15 protein-coding genes and 1 pseudogene are annotated in these 18,930 nt (G+C 38.7%); 10 read left to right on the plus strand and 6 right to left on the minus strand.

The features are described from left to right. Window positions 1-389 precede the first annotated feature (389 nt). The 4 genes and pseudogenes from HMPREF2637_RS03495 to HMPREF2637_RS11495 form a co-directional block, all read left to right on the plus strand. A pseudogene (locus HMPREF2637_RS03495) lies at window positions 390-977 on the plus strand (pyruvate oxidase); the annotation flags it as partial. A 96-nt stretch (window positions 978-1,073) separates the two neighbouring features. Continuing rightward, on the plus strand, window positions 1,074-1,934 hold the full coding sequence (locus tag HMPREF2637_RS03500) for an alpha/beta hydrolase (RefSeq protein WP_037599911.1): 861 nt from the start codon (window positions 1,074-1,076) through the stop codon (window positions 1,932-1,934). 255 nt (window positions 1,935-2,189) lie between these two features. Continuing rightward, window positions 2,190-2,972 carry a hypothetical protein gene (locus tag HMPREF2637_RS11490; protein ID WP_141760014.1) on the plus strand — a complete coding sequence of 261 codons (783 nt, stop codon included), beginning with the start codon at window positions 2,190-2,192 and terminating at the stop codon, window positions 2,970-2,972. Window positions 2,973-3,065: 93 nt separating this feature from the next. After that, the gene (locus HMPREF2637_RS11495; protein ID WP_256315782.1) at window positions 3,066-3,857 is read left to right on the plus strand and encodes a hypothetical protein; all 792 of its coding nucleotides are present in this window, start codon (window positions 3,066-3,068) and stop codon (window positions 3,855-3,857) included. 151 nt (window positions 3,858-4,008) lie between these two features. Here the strand turns inward: HMPREF2637_RS11495 and HMPREF2637_RS03515 are convergent, their stop codons facing one another. Beyond that, on the minus strand, window positions 4,009-4,644 hold the full coding sequence (locus HMPREF2637_RS03515; protein ID WP_070839086.1) for an HAD hydrolase-like protein: 636 nt from the start codon (window positions 4,642-4,644) through the stop codon (window positions 4,009-4,011). A 76-nt stretch (window positions 4,645-4,720) separates the two neighbouring features. Beyond that, entirely contained in the window at window positions 4,721-7,435 is a 2,715-nt protein-coding gene (locus HMPREF2637_RS03520; RefSeq protein ID WP_070839088.1) for a DEAD/DEAH box helicase family protein, read from the minus strand. 214 nt (window positions 7,436-7,649) lie between these two features. On the opposite strand from HMPREF2637_RS03520, the gene HMPREF2637_RS03525 reads away from it, so the two are divergent. Further along, window positions 7,650-8,618: an ABC transporter substrate-binding protein gene (locus tag HMPREF2637_RS03525; protein ID WP_070839090.1), complete on the plus strand. Its 969-nt coding sequence runs from the start codon at window positions 7,650-7,652 to the stop codon at window positions 8,616-8,618. Between the two features lie 44 nt (window positions 8,619-8,662). On the opposite strand, the gene HMPREF2637_RS03530 is transcribed toward HMPREF2637_RS03525, so the two are convergent. The 3 genes from HMPREF2637_RS03530 to HMPREF2637_RS03540 form a co-directional block, all read right to left on the minus strand. Beyond that, window positions 8,663-10,003 (minus strand): MATE family efflux transporter, encoded by a 1,341-nt coding sequence (locus HMPREF2637_RS03530; RefSeq protein WP_070839092.1) that lies wholly within the window; start codon window positions 10,001-10,003, stop codon window positions 8,663-8,665. 50 nt (window positions 10,004-10,053) lie between these two features. Further along, window positions 10,054-11,598: a hypothetical protein gene (locus HMPREF2637_RS03535; RefSeq protein WP_070839094.1), complete on the minus strand. Its 1,545-nt coding sequence runs from the start codon at window positions 11,596-11,598 to the stop codon at window positions 10,054-10,056. Window positions 11,599-11,772: 174 nt separating this feature from the next. Beyond that, window positions 11,773-13,431 (minus strand): Rqc2 family fibronectin-binding protein, encoded by a 1,659-nt coding sequence (locus tag HMPREF2637_RS03540; protein ID WP_070839096.1) that lies wholly within the window; start codon window positions 13,429-13,431, stop codon window positions 11,773-11,775. 854 nt (window positions 13,432-14,285) lie between these two features. On the opposite strand from HMPREF2637_RS03540, the gene HMPREF2637_RS03545 reads away from it, so the two are divergent. From HMPREF2637_RS03545 to HMPREF2637_RS03555, 3 genes are all read left to right on the plus strand, one after another. Beyond that, window positions 14,286-15,209, plus strand: coding sequence for a hypothetical protein (locus HMPREF2637_RS03545; protein WP_070839098.1), 924 nt, complete (start codon window positions 14,286-14,288; stop codon window positions 15,207-15,209). Window positions 15,210-15,341: 132 nt separating this feature from the next. Next, the gene (locus HMPREF2637_RS03550; RefSeq protein WP_070839100.1) at window positions 15,342-16,142 is read left to right on the plus strand and encodes a TraX family protein; all 801 of its coding nucleotides are present in this window, start codon (window positions 15,342-15,344) and stop codon (window positions 16,140-16,142) included. A 132-nt stretch (window positions 16,143-16,274) separates the two neighbouring features. Beyond that, a complete protein-coding gene (locus HMPREF2637_RS03555; protein ID WP_070839102.1) occupies window positions 16,275-16,823 on the plus strand; it encodes a DJ-1 family glyoxalase III in 549 nt (182 codons plus the stop codon). A gap of 127 nt (window positions 16,824-16,950) precedes the next feature. Here the strand turns inward: HMPREF2637_RS03555 and HMPREF2637_RS03560 are convergent, their stop codons facing one another. Further along, window positions 16,951-17,166, minus strand: coding sequence for a hypothetical protein (locus tag HMPREF2637_RS03560; protein WP_070839104.1), 216 nt, complete (start codon window positions 17,164-17,166; stop codon window positions 16,951-16,953). Between HMPREF2637_RS03560 and HMPREF2637_RS03565 the strand changes: the two genes are divergently transcribed. Together HMPREF2637_RS03565 and HMPREF2637_RS03570 are read left to right on the plus strand one after the other, a co-directional pair. Next, on the plus strand, window positions 17,165-17,938 hold the full coding sequence (locus tag HMPREF2637_RS03565; protein WP_070839106.1) for a dihydroorotate dehydrogenase electron transfer subunit: 774 nt from the start codon (window positions 17,165-17,167) through the stop codon (window positions 17,936-17,938). The two genes, HMPREF2637_RS03560 and HMPREF2637_RS03565, sit on opposite strands and share 2 nt — an antisense overlap. Window positions 17,939-17,947: 9 nt before the next feature. Further along, on the plus strand, window positions 17,948-18,904 hold the full coding sequence (locus HMPREF2637_RS03570; protein ID WP_070839109.1) for a dihydroorotate dehydrogenase: 957 nt from the start codon (window positions 17,948-17,950) through the stop codon (window positions 18,902-18,904). The last annotated feature ends 26 nt before the right edge of the window (window positions 18,905-18,930 follow it).

An 18,930-nucleotide genomic window follows, 5' to 3' on the forward strand; every position in this document is an offset into this window, starting at 1 on the left:
GGACAGAAATCGGTAATTCGTTAGAATTCGATTTTGTCGTCTCACCTCCGCACAGTTGAGTAGGGCTGTAAAAGCTAATGAAATTAGCGTAGTAGAGCCTACTCAACCACTGCGTCTTGCTCGACAATCCAAAAACAATTAAGAGGCTAGGACTTTTGTCCCAGCCTCTTTTTGTTCGATTTCCTACAGCTACAAGCCTTAGAGGTGCTTGCAAATTATAATAAAATATCCTATTATAAGATAGTTTGTGAGAATTTCTCAAATTCAGCATCTGTTATGTAATAGGGATTGAGCATCTCTGAGCAAATCCTTATACATGTGAATATCTTTGTGTTAAATTAGTACTTTAATCGTTTTCATGAGAATAGTCAGAATAAATTTATTTTCAAGACGAGCTTAACATGGATGATTTCCAAGAGCTCAACCAAAACCCAATGTACAACGGTATCGCTGTTTACAACAAACGTGTCGATTACACAGAACAATTGCCAAAAGTGATTAACGAAGCTTGCCGTGCTGCTGTTTCTAAAAAAGATCCAGCTGTCGTTGAAATTCCAGTAAATTTCGGTTTCCAAGAAATCGACGAAAACTCATACTACGGATCAGGTTCTTACGAACGTCGCTTCGTCGCTCCTGCTTTGAATAAAGTGGAAATCAACAAAGCTGTTGAAATCTTGAACAATGCGGAACGCCCAGTGATCTATGCTGGTTTCGGTGGAGTTGGTGCTGGTGATATCATCACTGAATTGTCACGCATGATTAAAGCGCCAATCATCACAACTGGTAAAAACTTTGAAGTTTTCGAATGGAACTACGAAGGGTTGACAGGTTCTGCATACCGTGTTGGTTGGAAACCAGCCAACGAAGTGGTCTTTGAAGCAGACACAGTTCTCTTCCTTGGTTCAAACTTCCCATTTGCAGAACTTTACGATAAGTTGGATGTGATTCCATTTAAAGAGATGAATCGTTTCATCAAAGAAAATATGTAAGATGAACTAGCTTAAAATTAGTATTGCTAGTAAAAGAGTTTGGGAACATCTTGCTCTTTTATAAAGCAAATCGGAAAGGTATTTATGAAGAAAAAAGCTCTTATTTTCAGTCTTTTAGCAATGTTTGGTCTTGTTTGTGTAGGTGGTTGGTATTTTATTTCCCAAAACCAAGCGCAGGCCGTAAAAGCAGAAGCAAGAAAAACATTTATTCAATCAAGTCGTCCGACCATTTTTTTCCATGGTTGGGGCTCAAGCAGTCGTGCGGAAAGACATATGGCTAATGCGGCTAAAAAAGCTGGTGTGACACAAACCATTATTGAAGCCAATGTGGCTGAAGATGGAGACGTCTCTCTTAACGGGAACATTCCTAAGGATGCTGTTAATCCAATTGTCCTAGTCAATTTTGACAATAATCGAGGTGCTAGCACTCAGGACCAGGGAGACTATGCCCACGCTGTCGTCAAAGCTCTCCAAGATAACTACGGAATTACTGAGATGAATATGGTTGGTCACTCATACGGCAATATGGCCATCGTCTACTATATGCTCCAACACGGCAGTGATAAGACTCTACCTAAGCTGGTCAAACAAGTGGATATCGCTGGTCACTTTAACGGGATCATCGGCATGAATGAACTGGAAAATAACTCTCTAGATGGCGAAGGAAAGCCAACTAGCATGACCGAGTCATATGAAGAGCTCTTGTCTCTTGGAGACAACTATCCTCAAGGACAAGTTGAAGTCCTCAACATCTATGGCAATACAGGTAAAGAGAGTGATGAGCGCGTGACCAATCTATCCAGTCAATCCCTAGCCTATCTGCTTAAAGGTCATGTCAAATCCTACCAAGAAAAGGAAATCACAGGTCCTAACGGCCAACACAGTAAACTCCATGAAACGGCCTTGGTTGATAAGCCTCTAATTGCTTTCTTGTGGGGGAAATGAGTTGATAAGAATACAAAAGATTCTAGAAGAAGCTGTCTACTAGATTTTTTTAATACAATGATTGGGTTGGCAAAGAAGAGAAGTAAAAGAACGAATCCAATTTCATCTGACATTTCATGTAAAGAATGTTAAAATAAAGATAAGATAATGTAATCGTTTACATTAATTGAGTAATGTTATACATATATTCAGAAAATGGATTTTAACAGTCGCTTGTCTTTCTTTTGTTAGCTTTAGATTATAGGAGGTAGAGCTATGAAAAAGAAAATCAATCATTGTTTACTTTTATTTCTCGTAATATTTACAGCCTTGTTTTTGATGGGGTTCAGAAAGATGAAGTCTAGTGATTATAACAAGGTCAGAGGAGTTATTGTCGAGAACTGTAATAAAGTGGGTTTGCATGGTAAGGTTACTATCACTAAATTATATTGGACAGCCTTAGAAATACCCACTTACCACGTGACTTATACCTATTCTGAGAAAACTTACGATAACCAGAAAGTAGTATTAGAGCAAAATACGGCTATTTATGAAGACAGGTCAAGTGACTCTTATGGCAATGTTCCAGAATATAAGGAATCGTTTTTGAAGCAGAAATCTGTCCAAAAGGTTGAAAAGAAAATTGAAAAACAATTGAAGAAACAAAAACTCGGTCTTCCTATTAGTTCATTTAGTTTTCTATCTAACTTCAGTCATGATGAAAAGGAGAAAAATCTGGATACCTTAGCCTCAGACAATCTCAAAGAAGGTAAGAAGGACTTTGCAGGTTACTATCAAATTCCATACCAAACCTTGATTGATAAAGAGTTGATTGAGATGGTCATTTATATCGATGATGATGCATCAGTTAAATCACAAGATTTGAAAGATGCTGCTAAAAAGTTAGATGCTAGTAACCTTCCAAATGGTGAATATAGTTTCTATCAATCTAATTTTGAAGATGGACCAAATAATTCAGTCGATTACAATTTTAAAGTTAAAGATGGGAAAGTCGTTTTTTATGAAGACGAGAATCTAGTATTAGAAGATGATGATTAAAGATGAAAGGTCGAAAAAATAACTAGCTTGAGGAATGATAAGTCTTAATTATATTTCTATCCCTAGTTATACACCACTATAGGAGGTAGAGCTATGAAAAAGAAAATCTATCGCATTCTATTCTTGATTCCCTTGCTGCTATCAGTTTTGGTTTTGACGGGTTGCAAGGTGATGATGCCTAGTGATTACATAAAAATTAAGCGAATCATCATCGAAGATTGTAACAAAGTGGGTCTTCATGGCAAAGTTACCATCACTGACTTACATTGGACTCCACTAGAAAGTCCAACTTACTACGTATCTTATACCTATTCTGAGAACACCTACGATGGGCAAACAATAAAATTGGAAGAGAATAATAGGGCTATTCCTGAAAATAGGTCATCTGATTCTCATGACAGTATTCAATTTTTACACTATAAAGAAGTATTTGTGGAACAGAAATCTGTTAAAAAAGTTGAGAAGAAAATTGAAAAACAATTGAAGAAACAAAATCTCGGTCTTCCTATTAGGTTTTTTAGTTTTCTATCTTATTTCAGTCATGATGAAAAGGGAAAAATATTGGATACTATTGCCTCCGAAAATCTTAAGGAAGGTAAGAAGGACTTTGCTGGTTATTATCAAATTCCATACCAAACCTTGATTGATCAAGAGTTGGTTTATATGACTATCTTTATTGATGATAATGCATCAGTCAAAGAACAAGATATGAAAGATGCGGCTAAAAAGTTAGATGCTAGTGATCTTCCGAATGGTGAATATAATTTCTTTTATTCCAATACCAAGGATGAGAATCATGATTCAATCAGTTATTCTTTTAAAGTAAAAGATGGGAAAGTCGTCTTTTATGGGGATGAGAATCTAGTAATAGAAGATGAAAATTAAAGATGAGAATAGTAAAATGAATGTTATTTGAGACCACTACCGGTTTTTAATTTATTAAAGATGATTTTAAAAGGCTTTGGCAAGATTTTCTTGATGACAAGCGACAAAAAGAGCATGATTAAAGAATCTTGCTCTTTTCGTTTTCCAAGCTTTATCTCAAAATATCCCAAAGTTCTTGCGGAGTGTCAGCTACAAAATCAGGATTTTCTGCCAAAAGGGTTTCATTTGTCCCAAATCCCCAGGTAACGGCCAAGGTCTTGATACCAACTGTTTTTCCGCCAATCATGTCAAACTTGGTATCGCCAACAATGACAGACTGGTCCTTATTTGCATTATTTTCAGTAATAGCACGCTGCAAGACGTCAGCCTTATGGAAAGCAGCAGGTGTGGCCCCATAGATGCCGTCAAAAAACTCAGTGATGCCAAGGTACTCACACATTTCCAGAGCAGTAGGCTCATTTTTGGAAGTCGTGATATAGATTTTCTTATTTGGATTTTGATTCAGCTTTTCGAGGATTTCTTTTATACCGTCGTAGAGGTGGGCTTCAAACTGTCCTTTAGTGCCATAGTAATCACGATAAAGTTGAACAGCTTGGGCAGCACCTTCCTCGCTAATTTCTTCTCTAAAAGTAACTTCGAGGGGAGGCCCCATGAAGCTTTGAATTTTTTGGTCACTAGGAACAGGAAGGCCAAGTCTTTCAAAAGTTTGAACAAAACCATTGTGAATACCCTCAGAACTATCAACCAGGGTACCATCTAGGTCGAAAAAAATATGTGTGAGTGTCATAGAATTCTCCAATATAGTGTCGTTGGTTTATAATATCATGCATGATAAAAACGGTTAAAGTGGTTAGGGCTATCTATCATTCTAAAGTTGACATGACTTTTTTATGTGTAACTGTTCGTTCTTGCTTATTTCCAAGTGCCTTGATGCGGGCTTCTAGGAGAATAGGACGACCTTGAACACTTCGCGTATAAATAAGATCATATTTTCCTAGGCTTTTTTGTATATGTCGGAGGAAAGACTCTGCATCTGCCTTTCGCTTTTCAAACATAATTGGAACGGCAAAAAATTCGGTTTGGTCCTTCACTTTGTGACAAGCCTTTAAGATATAGCGTTGATTTTCGATAGGAGCGAAAAATTCAGTCATAGTCTGAGCAAAGATTTCTTTTTCCCTCATGCTAGCACCCTTGAGATAGATGGCGTTATAAATCGCTTGTTTACTGTCTTTTACCACTCTAGGAGCAGATTCTTTAGTCTCAATCTGACCTGAATCCAGCAGGGCTTGGTGGATAGCTTTACCAAAAATTTCCAAACGTTTATAGGGGCTCTTATAGATAAAATATCTTCCCCAGAAGACAGCTAGTAGAAGAAGAGCGAGTAGAAGTATTGGTAGACTATGAACAAACGGCTTTCCAACAATAAAGTATCTTGTCACATCAATGATAAAATAAGTGGCAGCAAAGGCTTGAGAAATAAGTAAGACCTTCATCCAATCATTAAGGTATACCAACGGTAGAAATTGTTTGTCGACCTCAACTTGGTTGACCACTTCCATATCTTCGTATAGTGGCAAGGCTTGTTGCCAACGGTCTTTTAGCTCCTGACGTTTTTGAGATAGTGTAATGGCATTTTGATTAAGTTTTTCTAGACCCTTTCGGCTAAAAGTTATTTGATTGAGGTCAAGGCGGTCAATACCAGATTCGATAGTAGGCTCTTGATAATGGAGGCCCAGAAACTGTGTCATACGCCGATCTAACAAATCTAAGTCAGGACTAAGTGCATACAACTGCAGCTCTAATGTCTCATTGAATTTTTCTTCCTCATCTTGAAAATCAAACCATCTCCTAGGTGATAAATTTATAGAAACCAAATGCCAGATATTACTCGTTTTATTAGGATTGTCTGGCCAGACACGGATGGCACGTCCTCGCATCTGATTACTTAGCATGAAGCTTCCAACAAAACTAGCTAAAATAAGGGAGTTAACACAAGGGGCATCCCAACCTTCGCCCAATAAAGACTTGGTTCCAATAATCACCTGAATATGTCCTTCTTGGAAAAGTTGGGTAAGGGCAGTCACTAGATCATGCTGAGAACCAGAAACACTCACCTTAAGATAGTCTTCTTGGCTCAACTGTCCAATAACATCAAAGGATAAACGAGAATTAGGAATGAGTCGCTCTAGATGTTCTTTAGCTGAAGTTGGAATAACCACTAAACTTCCTGTCAATACAGCCACAGGCACCGTCCAGGACTGTTCAATTATTTCTCTACGAATAGATTCAAAGTAAGAGAGCACACCTAGTTGTGTAAATTGTGCACTGTTATCGCCTAGATGAATTTGAAAATCCTTACGTATAAAGTCTGTCAAAACAAGTTGACGGAGATTATCTCCTAGAGACTGGTATTCTGCCTTAAAAATATCTCTAACAGCATTGAGTTTTCCCAATGATTGATTAAGCAGGACATCTTGCTTCTTATTCCGGATAAGTTTAACTTGATTTCTCTCGATAAGACCATTTGCTTTCAAATTACTTTTTAGCTGATTAAAGGCTTCCTCGGTAAATCCATACCAATTTGGGACCTGGAAAATCACGCCATTAAGCAAGGTTTCAAACCACTCAAGCGTAAAAGTTGGCAAGGTTTTTGCAGAGAGAAGTTCTTGAAAACGTTGAGGAAAAGGCAATTCTTTAGACCGTAAGAAAATCAGGGTAGCGGAAAGGTATTTAGGATTAGCCAATAGGTCATCATAGCCAATTTGGCCACTTAGTGCTGGACTAGACTGAATAGTGTTCGAAAAGTTTATATCTTTAGACAATTTAGTTAGAAAGTTAAGTTTCTGCTTATCAAACCGGTCCAATTGTGCACGTTCTTCCTTTGTTGGAAAGGCGAAGTAGACATAGTCCTGGTGAGGACAGAGCGTCCCTTCCTTAACAAGTTCAGGCACTGTAATTTCTTCATCAATCTCACCACACATGCTAATATAACGTTCCCAAAGTGCAGGTTCTCCCTCGTATGGGGGTGTTGCTGTCAAAGAAATCATCTTTATATTTGGAAAAGCTTTTTGAAAACTCTCTAAACTCTTCCACCATTCATTTCTTAAATGATGGCATTCATCCAGACAAAGAGTCCCTAAATCTTGGTCCCCAAAAGTTTTTCGGACATCGAACCCTTGAAAATCTAAATGCTCTTGTTCAGCATTATCATCAGTATCTTCAACGAGACTCTCACCCACACCCTGATTCATGGCGCTATGTAAAGCTTGGTAGGTTGCCACTGTAATGACTTTCGGCTTTTTTAAATCTTGTGAAATGAGTTGTTCTACTAGATTGTCATCACTTAAAAAAGCTCGTTTAATCCGATCTACCCATTGTTGACGGATGGTAACTGTCGGAACTAAAACTAAAGTTGGATTACCAAAACGTTTTATAAATTCAATTCCCAAGGTCGTTTTTCCGGAACCGGGAGCAGCAACTAAGTGAATCTTTCCATCATCCATAAAGCTTTCGGCTTTATCGAGAACACGCTGTTGGTACTGTCTCCATTGTCCCTTAAATGAAAGCTGATTTAACATAATTTCCCTCCAATGTTACTTATCATTATAACATAGATTAATTTTCCAAAATATTGCTCTACCTATGGAACATTCAAAACAATCTATTATTAAAATCAGTAATATTACAGAATCAACTATTCTTTGCTTAAACTAACAAGTAGTGATTGACATTAAAGAAGTTTTAAGATAACTTTAAAGTAACGATTTAATCCGATCTTATCGAGGAGTTGCCATGAAAAAAATAAATCTTCTTTATTTATTAGCTATTCTGGCCATCATATCTGGTCTTTTACTATATTACTTGCCAGACATGACGTCTGGACATAATGCAGAGTCAAATCAAATAAGTCAGACTTTTAAGGAGAAGACGATTGTCCATGATTTTGGTACGACAGAGTTGAAAAAAGTTCCTAAACGTATCGTTATCCTCGACAACCTCTATGGTGAAATCTTGGATCCTCTCCATATCACTCCTGTAGGTGCAACAACTGGCCAAGCTGATAGTCAAGAATTTTCAACCCTCTTTAAGAAACAATACAAGGATGCCAAAGTGGTTTCAGTTGGTTGGCAGGCGAATCCAGATTTGGATAAGATTTCTGAGTTAAAACCGGATTTAATCCTTATGACAGGAGAGCAGGAGGACCTCTACGACGAGCTTTCTGAGATTGCACCGACTGTTGGCTACCAAATCAATACAGATGAAAATTGGGACTATCACGAAACATCATTAAAGGTGGCGGAAATCTTCGATAAACGTGATGAGATGAAGAAGGACCTCGATAGATTGGATGCTAGGGAGGCCGTTTTCGCGGAGAATGTCAAAGCCAAGTTTGGCAACCAAAAACTCATGTATCTGCGCGTGACTGACAATGACATCCGTTATTATGCTTACGGGCATTTTGGTTATCTCTATGATACTTATCATTTCAATCGAGCGGAAACCTTCAATCCAGATGATATGTTCCAAGTTATCGATCCAGATAAACTAAAAGACATTAATCCGGACCTCCTGATTGTTCAAGCAGATTCTCAAGAACTCCTAGATAACAAACTTAAAAATAGCCCTGTCTGGACTAGCCTTAAGGCTGTTCAAAATAACAAGGTCATCTATGCTGATTACTCAACTTACATGCTGGGCTTTGGGATTGTCTCCCAAGAAGCTATTATGAAACAAATCTCTGATGAATGGGGATTAAATTAAACTAAAAACGACCATGACGGTCGTTTTTTTATGTTCAAAAAAGTTTAAGTGACAAACAAGCGTTTAATATGTTTTCTTAAGGCAAAATAGAGCTGAATGGTCATGGGGATCCAAATCAAGGGCTCGCATAGGATAACGCCAAGATAGCCCATAGAAGGAATGACCAAAAGAACAAAAAGAATTTTTCCCAAAAGCTCAATGAAACTAGAGGTTAAAGGTGTCAGTTTCTTACCTAGACCCTGCAGACTATTTCTAAAGATGAAGAGCATTCCTAAAATAGGATAAAAGAGAGAACTGATACGAAGGTAGCGACTAGCATTATCAATAATCACAGCATTATCTGAACCAGAGATAAGACTAGCTAAGAAGGGGCTTGCTACATAGAGGAGGACACAAGCTATGACAGACCAAGTTATAGAAACAAGACAAGATTGCTTTAACCCAGCTACTATGCGCTTAAACTGTTTGGCACCGAAGTTCTGAGAGGTGAAAGTAGTCACCCCGGCAGCAAGTGAGGTCAAAGGTAGAACAGCAAAGGACATAATCCGTCTTGCCGCGACTTGAGCGCTAATGATGAGAGGGCCAAAGCCGTTAATGGCATACTGTAAGGTCACAGTCCCAATAGAAACAATGGAATTCATGAGTCCCATGGCCATGCCTTGTCCAAAAAGGTCCAAATAAAGACTTAAATCAAGAACAAAGTCTGACTTGTTTGGAAGAAGGAAGGTCACTTTTTTCTTAATATAGTAAAGACAGAGAATTGCCGAAAGTCCTTGAGAAATAATCGTTGCCAAGCCTGCTGATTGAACACCAAGATGGAGTTGTGTAATAAAGAAAAGGTCTAAAATGATATTGACCAGAGCTGAAAAAATCAGAAAATAGAGGGCTGTCAGACTATCACCAACTGCTCTGAGGAGACCTGCACACAGATTATAACCCAAAGTTACCCCAACACAAGACACAATCATAGAAATATACTGGTAGGACTGCCCAATGATAGAAGCAGTCGTTCCTAAAAATCTTAGCAAAGGATAGAGGCCGAAATGTCCTAGAATCATAACCAAGGCACTTAAGCCGAGGCCAATAACAACAGTGGCCGCAACAGACTGACGAAGTTTCCTATAGTCTTGGGCACCATAGTAACGAGCGATAACAACCCCCATACCATTTCCAACACCTAAGGCAAATCCGATAACCAAATCAAAAATAGCAGAAGAAGCACCCACAGCAGCCAAAGCATCTGGCCCTAGAAAACGTCCCACAATCATGACATCCGCAGTATTATAGAGTTGCTGGAAAATATTGGATATCAGAATTGGTAGGGCAAAGATTAAAAGAGACCGCAAAATAGGGCCTCGTAAAAGATCAACTGACGAATTTTTCATAGAACTATTATAACAAGATTGTAATTGTGAAACAATGACAAAAAGCCATCCTAGGATGACTTTCGCCTATTTTTAAGATAGCGGCTAAGTATTTGTGTCATATGGTTGTAGCCCGCCGCAATCATTGGAATCTGTAAGTAAATATAAGGTAGGGTGTACTGGCTTTTAGTCTCAGATATGAGGTGGAAGAGGATACCCCCAAAGAGATAGAGAAAGGCATAAAGTCCCAACGTTGCTCCGTCCCCCATTCGTTTATAAGTGAAAGCGTAGTAGAACACACCACCAAGATATAGGACTAGGAGATAGCCTTGCATATAGGTTACGAAAAAGAGATGCAGGGTCCCATCGTGATAGATGGAAGTCGCAAACCTATTCCACAAAGGCTGAAACTTGTCTTTACTTGGGCCATTCCAGATGGACTGGAAGCTTCCCTCTGTCCAAGAACTGATAAACTTGGTACTGAAAAACCAACTGGCTTCATCGGGATGTGCTAGGAGATACTGAACACGCTTATCAAAAAGGTGATTGGCACTTTTTTCAATCTTTTCGATATTGCCCTTTTTCTTGGCGTAAATGTCACGGACATAACCGGTATACCATCCTGGCATGCGTTTAGAATCAGGCTTGTCCTGTAAGCCCATGGCCAGCCAAGCAATCTGAGGTGTTCCAGGAATTTTTTGATGAGTGGTAATCTCGTAGTAACTGGTCGTCGCCTTATGCAAGGTCAAAGGAAAGGCAAAGAAAGCCAAAACTAAAAGTAAATAGCGATACCGTTTTTCTCTAAGCATTAAGAGTATTAGAATACCAGATAGAGCAATAATGAGAATGATGTTGTTGCTCCTTACCCAGTAGGCTAAAGATAGCATGGCCACTGAAATAATCGCATTCCTAGCCTTACCACGTCTTAAGTAACGTAGAAAGAAGAGAATGGCAAAACTAGAAAAGAACAACCCATACATAAGTCCATAGGCAAACATAATGTTAAAGACTAGAGGCAAGAAACCAAAGCTCATGATGACAGCCAAACGACTAACTAAAGGCCTCGTAAACAGTTCATCCGTGATTTTCCAAGTAGCATAGTTCATACCAATGACCATGCCAAGATTCAATACATAGAAAACAGAGATAACTGGTAAAGGAATCAGATAGAGAACCAAGCGTTCAAAACTGAGCAACCCCAACTGATGCGGATAGCGGTAGAAGTAGGCTCCTGGTTTTATTAAGGAGAAGTCGCCAGCATTGAACTGGACCGCCCCTTTAAAGACAGTACCTGCATCGTCTCGACCAGCAAAACTGGTAAGAAAAATCAAAAGTAGGCCAAAACTCACAAAGCAAACGGAAAAAAAGATGAAAATCTGCTTTGTTGTCAGTTCCTTTAAGATCTTGGGCCAGAGAAGGGTCAAAAGCAGAATGGCCCCACCTGAAACATGAACATACCAAGGAACGCTACTAATCTCCGCCCACTCAAAATATCCTGTCATCATGGTCGTGCGAATGAACAAAGCAGTTACAAATAATAGCCCAAAGACTAAGAGCCCAACATAGCGCCCTAACCATTCTAAAACAGAACTCGTATATGACATAAGAGCCTTCATGCTGAAAGTCTCCTTTAATATAGGTAATTACCCTTATAGTTTAGCACAGTCGCCGAAAAAATGTAATGAAAATCAATAGAAAATCCCATTCATCAACGAAAGAAATTGATCTAATGAAGACATAGAAAAACTCTCTCGTTTCTAAAACAAGAGAGTTTGATTTTATAAAGCAGATTACTTCATCCGCATACTATCAATTTTTTCTTCAGTCGGTGTGACACGTAAGGTCTTTTGTCCCGTATAAGTTACAAATCCAGGTTTACTGGCTGTTGGTTTGTTGAGTTTCTTAACATCAATCATATCGACTTGAACCAAGTTTGATAGACGTGCCTTAGAGTAGTAGGCTGCCAATTCAGCCGCATCAGTCTTGACATCGTCAGTTGGGTTAAGATTGTCCTTGATAACCACGTGACTACCTGGGATATCCTTGGCGTGGAACCAGAGCTCACCTTTTTTAGCCATCTTGAAGGTCAACTCCTCATTTTGCAGGTTGTTACGACCAACCATGATAATGGTCTTACCATCAGAAGCTAGATACTGTTCAGGTTTCTTACGTTTGTGGCGCTTGTCAGTTGAACGACGCTTCATAAAGCCAGCCTGAACAAGCTCCTCACGAATATCTTCGATTTCATCCATGTTGGCTTGAGAAAGACTGAACTCCACACTCTCCAAATAGTCAATAGTCTGCTTGGTTTCCTCAATCAAACCAGTCAAGTGCTTAACAGCTTCCTTGAGTTTCTGGTATTTCTTGAAGTAACGCTGAGCATTTTGGTTAGGTGTTAGAGCTATATTTAGTGGAATTGTAATCTTTTCACCAGTGTAGTAGTTGTCTAGCTCGACACTGTCCTTGTCGTTTGGCACCATACTAAGGTAGGTGGTCAAAAGCTCACCTTTTTGACGGAACTCCTCAGCATTTTCAGTCGCAGCAAGCTCTTTTTCCTGTTTAACAAGTTTCTTCTTGTTTTTTTCCAGTTCATTTTGCACTCGGTGGATCAAATCACTAGCTTGTTGAGCCACACGGTCACGCGCCGCCTTGTCCAAGTAGTAGTAATCCAATAGGGCTGACAGGGTTTCAAACTCAGGTTGGTCCTGACTATCTGAGAATCTTACAGCTGAATATGCCTTAGCCGTTAAGTTTGGCTCTACTTCACGATTGAAGAAGGCACGGAAATTCTTGAGTTTATCAGTCTCAAGTAAGGTTGATAATTCATTGGCCGTGTCACGCCCCAAACCTTGGAAAAGTTTTTGAAGGTTTCTAGCTGACAAATCCTCAGTCTGTAGGATCTCAAAGAGTTTTTCGTCTGGAATATCAAAAGGATTCTTAGCGTCCGTCTTAGGAGGAGCGATGTAGGTAGACCCAGGCAGAATAGTACGGTAACTATTTTGTGAGAAACCAACGTGCTTGATAGACTCGATGATTTTGCTCTCGTTTTTGTCAATCAGGATAATGTTGGAATGTTTCCCCATGATTTCCATAACAAGAGTAACCTTAACGCTGTCACCGATTTCGTTTTTGTTAGAGACAGAAATTTCAAGGACACGGTCGTTTTCCAGTTGCTGGATATCCTCGATAACCGCTCCCTGAAGGTATTTCCGCATAATCATGGTATAGGTATTTGGATTCTGTGGATTTGGCAAGTCAGCCTTGGTCGTCTGAATACGCCCAAAGACAGGGTGAGCCGAAAGCAGAAGCTTGTAATTCTGACGATTGTTACGAATGGTCAGGACCAACTCACGTTCAAAAGGCTGATTAACTTTCTGGATACGCCCGTAAAGTACCTGCTCACGTAACTCAGTGGTCATATGATGAAGAAAAAAGCCGTCAAAAGACATGGTGTACTTCCTTTCTTATTATTGATAATACTTGTTTTATTTTAAAAATAAAATTTTCTGTGAGACTTTCCTTAGGTGTTGGCGGACGTCAGCGAACTTTTACAAAGTTCCATGACTAATAAAGATACAAAGGGCATATGCGGATAAAGTCAAAATAGGAAGTTTGACGCAGAATCTTTAGATTCTAGGAGAACTTGTCTTTTTGACACAATCCGCAGCCCGTGTTCAATTGTTTTTGAGCCCCTTCGCTTTTTTATTTTTAGGCTCAGGCTAAAACAGTTCCCCGAACTGTTTTACTCTCAAAAATTCCGAGCGCCTGAAACTAAAAGGTTTCAGGCGCTTTTAACACGGCGGAAAGTCTCGGTTAATTGGTCGCTCTGCTCGCAAAAAAGTTATTTCAAAAAATTTTCAGAGCTTACTAGTTTAGTTAGATATTTTTAAATAATTTGCATACGTTATGAACGTAAAGATTGCCTAACCATTATAGCATAAAGGGAGTAGAAATGCTTGGTGAGGGAAGAGAAAAGTTATGTAGAGAAAAAGAAGTGAGAACCCTGAAATTTTCAGTTAACTATTCGAAAGAATATTGACTCATAATAATTCAATAAGATATAATTGTTTGTCGAGTTATATATTTAAACTGGAGGGATTATGGAAAGAAGAGAACTTTATTTAATTATTACATTACTTGTCATATCGTTGATATGTATATTGAGCCTATCAATAAAAAATGATTTAACAAAAAGGTTAATTAGATATAAAAAACAAAATATTACAGTAGATGAAAAAAATTTATTAAGGAAATTTTAAAAGAATCTATTGATGATTATTTATCTATAGATAATAGTGATTCTATGGAATCAAAAATTTTTAATTATATAATTTTACCTTTATTATTTACTTTTTTTGTTGTACGTATTTCAAATATAGGTGATCCTACACTTAATATTATAAATAACGTATATCATTCTATATTATTATATTTATACAATCCACTTGGAATTAAAATTATTCTGCTTATATTTTCATTATTGATAGTCGTCACTATTTTTCTAAACATGATAATTAAAATAAGAGATGATCTTTTTATATTTTTCCTCAAGGTTTTTTTAATAACTCTTATTTTAATATTATTAACATTGATTCTGATGCTTTTTATTATGTTAACAGAATTAATATATGGAAGTTTCTCAAGCACTGACATTTATATTCCTTTATACTATGGAGCCATTTTATTCTTCATTAAAATAATAAAATTATTCCAAAGAGGATTTGTAAAAGCTAAATCATTTGAAGTTCCTAAGAAAATATTTGTCGCAATTATTGTAATTTTTATAACATTCGGTTTCTTATTTCGAGGAGAGCTTGAGGTTGGAGGTGTTTACTATTTTTATACAACAAATAAGAAGCCAATTAGATTTATTTCTAAAGATGTTGATATTATGATTTTGGAAGATTTAAACAATAATCTTTTTATAAGATTTGGTAGTAAATATAATCAAATAAACGACAAAATCATTAAATTTCCAGATTCAAAATTAAAAATTACTGAAGAAGTAAAAAATAATAGCTTTTATTCTCAAAAAATTTATATTTCTAAAAAGACATCCGAAGGTAATGGTAAAATATTAGTGAATGTTATTTTTGGAAAAGATAATATAATTTTAAAAATAGGTCAACAAAAAATAAACTTTGTTAGAGATTGTTCAATGAGATTTGTGGAAATTCGGAATAACAATATTGAATCAGATATTTCAGGAGCAAGTTACATAAATTAGAAATAGAAATACTGAAAAAATATATGGGTTGTTACTTAGAAATCCTAGTTTTCTTAAATGATCATAAATACCTTTGAATTTATATCTGACTTGTGGTATCATTTAATATGCTGAAAATTAAAGGAGCATTAAATGAACGATATAAAAAAGATATGCAATGCGACTAATTTGAAATACCTAGCTGTTGCACTTACGTTTTTGGACCAAATCTATCAGATGTTCGGGAGTATGGGGGCACCTATATGGTTGACGATGTTGGGACGCCTGGCTTTCCCGATTTTCCTCTTTCTTGCTGCTGATAGTTTTCACTATACACACGATCGTATGGCTTTTCTCAGGCGGTTGCTTTACATGAGTTGGTTTATGACCATTGGCAACGCCATCATTGGTAGTATTTTTCATAATGGTAGTATCGGTTTAACCAATAATGCCTTCTCAACCTTCTTTATTACAGGGATTTTTATATGTTCTTGGGATTTGTTGGCTAAGGGGCTTCGCGATAAATCGAACAAGGAGTTGATTCAAGGGATTGGTGTCTTTCTCTTGCCGATTCTTTCATCTATTCCAGTTGTAATTCTTGCAGGCATATTTGAAACGCCACATGCAAACCCACTCCTTGTGCAGATTGTTGCCTTTATCTTGTCACTAGTTCCAAGTATTATCATGGTTGAGGGTGGCTTTGTGATGGTTATTCTTGGTTTGCTATTCTATATCTTCCGAACCAATCGCATCGCTCAAATCATTGTCTTAGCTGTTATTTCAGTGATTGCCCATCTCTTTGATCCGACAGGTGTGCAGTGGATGATGGTTTTTGCTGCGATTCCTATGTATTTCTATAATGGTGAGCGTGGTAGTGGTAATAAGAATTTCTTCTATATTTTCTACCCAACCCATATTTATCTCTTGTGGATCCTAGCAAGTTTGTTTAGATAAAATGACAAAGACAGTCCTTGTGCTGTCTTTTTTCATGCTGAAAGTCCGTTTTTATAGTTTGTTTCCTGCTTCTAAAACTGCTATAATTTAAGGCGTAATAGAATCATGCGATAAGTAAATTGGAGGTATATCATGACAAAAGTAGCAGTAGTATTTGCGGACGGATTTGAAGAAATCGAAGCCTTGAGCCCAGTGGATGTCTTCCGCCGAGCTGGATTTGACTGTAGCATGCTTGGACTTGAAAGTGGGTCAGTGATTGGCTCACATGGGATTCAAGTTGCGATGGATGGCGTATTTGATGGCAATTTTGCGGATTATGACTTGGTGGTCCTTCCTGGAGGTATGCCTGGATCAACTAATCTACGCGACAACGAAACTTTGATTGCCTCTCTTCAAGAGGCAGCAAAAGCTGGAAAATACGTTGCTGCCATTTGTGCTGCACCAATTGTTCTCGAACGTGCTGGTCTTCTTGAAGGGCGTAAATTCACATGTTTCCCTGGCGTAGAGGAACAAATTGCATCTGGTGAGCATCAAACTGACTTAGTTGTCGTGGATGGTAATATTGTTACAAGTCGTGGTGCTGGAACAGCATTAGCCTTTGCTTATGCCTTGGTTGATCTGTTGGGTGGCGATGGTCAGCAGTTGGCTCATACTATGGTATATGACAGATTGTTTAAATAATCCTATTTTGAGCCTTTTATCAAGAAGTCCTAACGCCTGATGTTAGAAAAAAACAACAACCTATGTTAACTTGCAAAATGATAGACCACTTATCAAACAAATGTCCTAATCATAGATGAGAGAGACCTTAGCTTAATTTTATAAGCTTTGGTTTTTTCTTTTCTCCTTTGACATCTCCCTTGAAAACGGTTATAATAATCACAAAATAACCTTTAAATGAGTCCAGCGAGGCTTGAAAGGTCGGACTGGTGAAAAAACAGGGTTCTCCTGTAATTTTTTGTGCGACCTTGCCATGTGGCGAGGTTTTTTTGATGACAGTTTGCAGTTTAGAAAGGGTTGTCATGATTTTAGTTGAAGATTTAACCATTGTGAGTCAGCGTGAGATTGCCCCTCGTATTTTTGAGATGGTACTAAAGGGAGAGATGGTTACGGATATGCAGGTTGGTCAGTTCGTCCACCTCAAGGTGCCAGACCCAAGTAAGCTCCTTCGTCGTCCGATTTCCATCTCAGAGATTGACTACGACAAGAAAGAGGCAACCATTGTCTATCGTGTGGAACGTGAGGGAACAGCCATTCTGTCTAAGATGGTAGCTGGTCAAACCATTGATACCATGGGGCCTCAGGGAAATGGTTTTGATATTTCCGTTATTGAGGCTGGGCAGAAAGCCCTCCTAGTTGGTGGAGGTATCGGTGTACCACCTTTGGTTGAGACAGCTAAGCAGTTGAAGGCTAAAGGTGTGGAAGTCGTATCGGTAATTGGTTTTGCCAATAAGGATGCCGTCATCTTGGAGGACAAGCTCAGAGCTTGTGGTGATGTTTATGTGACCACTGATGACGGTTCATACGGTATCAAGGGTTACGTTTCGACGGTCATTGATGGCTTTGACTGGACTCCAGATGCCGTTTACAGTTGCGGAGCTCCAGGCATGCTTAAATATGTAGATAGCAAGTTTGAAAATCATCCTCATGCCTATGTTTCTATGGAAGCTCGCATGGCCTGTGGTATGGGTGCTTGCTATGCCTGTGTGGTTCACGTTAAAGGAGAATCAGATGCCAAAAATCTTCGTGTCTGTGAGGAAGGGCCAGTCTTCCCTACCGGAAAAGTCATCGTCTAGGAGGTTACCATGTCAGAGATTAAATCAGAAAATCGATTAGCTATCAGCCTTCCAGGGCTCGATTTGAAGAATCCCATTATTCCAGCTTCTGGTTGCTTTGGTTTTGGTCAAGAGTATGCCAAGTATTATGATTTGGGCAAACTAGGGTCAATCATGATTAAGGCAACGACTGCCAACCCACGTTTTGGGAATCCTACGCCACGTGTGGCAGAGACACCATCAGGCATGCTTAATGCCATTGGACTGCAAAATCCGGGTGTTGATGCTGTCTTGTCTGAAAAACTTCCTTGGTTGCAGGAGCATTATCCTGAACTACCAATCATTGCCAATGTAGCTGGATTTTCTAACGAAGAATATGCGGAAGTCTCTCACAAGATTTCCAAAGCAAGTAACGTCAAGGCAATCGAGCTTAATATCTCATGTCCAAACGTGGACCATGGCAATAACGGCCTTCTCATCGGACAAGTCCCAGAGCTTGCCTATGCGGCAGTAAAAGCCAGTGTTTCTCACTCTGATGTGCCTGTCTATGTCAAACTGACACCAAGCGTGGCTGACATCACAAGTGTCGCCAAAGCAGTCGAAGATGCCGGTGCGACAGGTTTCACCATGATTAACACCTTGGTCGGTACACGCTATGACTTGGCGACTCGCAAACCTATCATTGCCAATGGCCAAGGTGGTATGTCAGGACCAGCTGTCTTCCCAGTAGCCCTTAAACTAATCCGCCAAGTTGCTCTAGCGTCAGACCTTCCAATCATCGGTATGGGTGGCGTCGACAGTGCCGAAGCGGCTATCGAAATGTTCATCGCTGGTGCCTCAGCCATCGGTGTCGGAACAGCCAACTTCGCAGATCCATATGCCTGCCCTAAAATCATTGACCGACTCCCTGAAGTCATGGACAAGTATGGCATCACAACACTTGAAGAATTGCGTAAGGAAGTTCGAACAGACTTGTTGGGGAAATAAAAGATAAATAGCATTTTTAAGGAATT

This window comes from Streptococcus sp. HMSC065H07, from assembly GCF_001837325.1.
Taxonomy (GTDB): Bacteria; Bacillota; Bacilli; order Lactobacillales; family Streptococcaceae; genus Streptococcus; species Streptococcus salivarius_H.

What these genes read in the sequence shown, in the direction of transcription:
- HMPREF2637_RS03500 (WP_037599911.1), top strand. Translation starts at nt 1,074, where the DNA reads ATGAAGAAAAAAGCTCTTATTTTCAGTCTTTTAGCAATGTTTGGTCTT.
- HMPREF2637_RS11490 (WP_141760014.1), top strand. Translation starts at nt 2,190, where the DNA reads ATGAAAAAGAAAATCAATCATTGTTTACTTTTATTTCTCGTAATATTT.
- HMPREF2637_RS11495 (WP_256315782.1), top strand. Translation starts at nt 3,066, where the DNA reads ATGAAAAAGAAAATCTATCGCATTCTATTCTTGATTCCCTTGCTGCTA.
- HMPREF2637_RS03515 (WP_070839086.1), bottom strand. Translation starts at nt 4,644, where the DNA reads ATGACACTCACACATATTTTTTTCGACCTAGATGGTACCCTGGTTGAT.
- HMPREF2637_RS03520 (WP_070839088.1), bottom strand. Translation starts at nt 7,435, where the DNA reads ATGTTAAATCAGCTTTCATTTAAGGGACAATGGAGACAGTACCAACAG.
- HMPREF2637_RS03525 (WP_070839090.1), top strand. Translation starts at nt 7,650, where the DNA reads ATGAAAAAAATAAATCTTCTTTATTTATTAGCTATTCTGGCCATCATA.
- HMPREF2637_RS03530 (WP_070839092.1), bottom strand. Translation starts at nt 10,003, where the DNA reads ATGAAAAATTCGTCAGTTGATCTTTTACGAGGCCCTATTTTGCGGTCT.
- HMPREF2637_RS03535 (WP_070839094.1), bottom strand. Translation starts at nt 11,598, where the DNA reads ATGAAGGCTCTTATGTCATATACGAGTTCTGTTTTAGAATGGTTAGGG.
- HMPREF2637_RS03540 (WP_070839096.1), bottom strand. Translation starts at nt 13,431, where the DNA reads ATGTCTTTTGACGGCTTTTTTCTTCATCATATGACCACTGAGTTACGT.
- HMPREF2637_RS03545 (WP_070839098.1), top strand. Translation starts at nt 14,286, where the DNA reads ATGGAATCAAAAATTTTTAATTATATAATTTTACCTTTATTATTTACT.
- HMPREF2637_RS03550 (WP_070839100.1), top strand. Translation starts at nt 15,342, where the DNA reads ATGAACGATATAAAAAAGATATGCAATGCGACTAATTTGAAATACCTA.
- HMPREF2637_RS03555 (WP_070839102.1), top strand. Translation starts at nt 16,275, where the DNA reads ATGACAAAAGTAGCAGTAGTATTTGCGGACGGATTTGAAGAAATCGAA.
- HMPREF2637_RS03565 (WP_070839106.1), top strand. Translation starts at nt 17,165, where the DNA reads ATGATTTTAGTTGAAGATTTAACCATTGTGAGTCAGCGTGAGATTGCC.
- HMPREF2637_RS03560 (WP_070839104.1), bottom strand. Translation starts at nt 17,166, where the DNA reads ATGACAACCCTTTCTAAACTGCAAACTGTCATCAAAAAAACCTCGCCA.
- HMPREF2637_RS03570 (WP_070839109.1), top strand. Translation starts at nt 17,948, where the DNA reads ATGTCAGAGATTAAATCAGAAAATCGATTAGCTATCAGCCTTCCAGGG.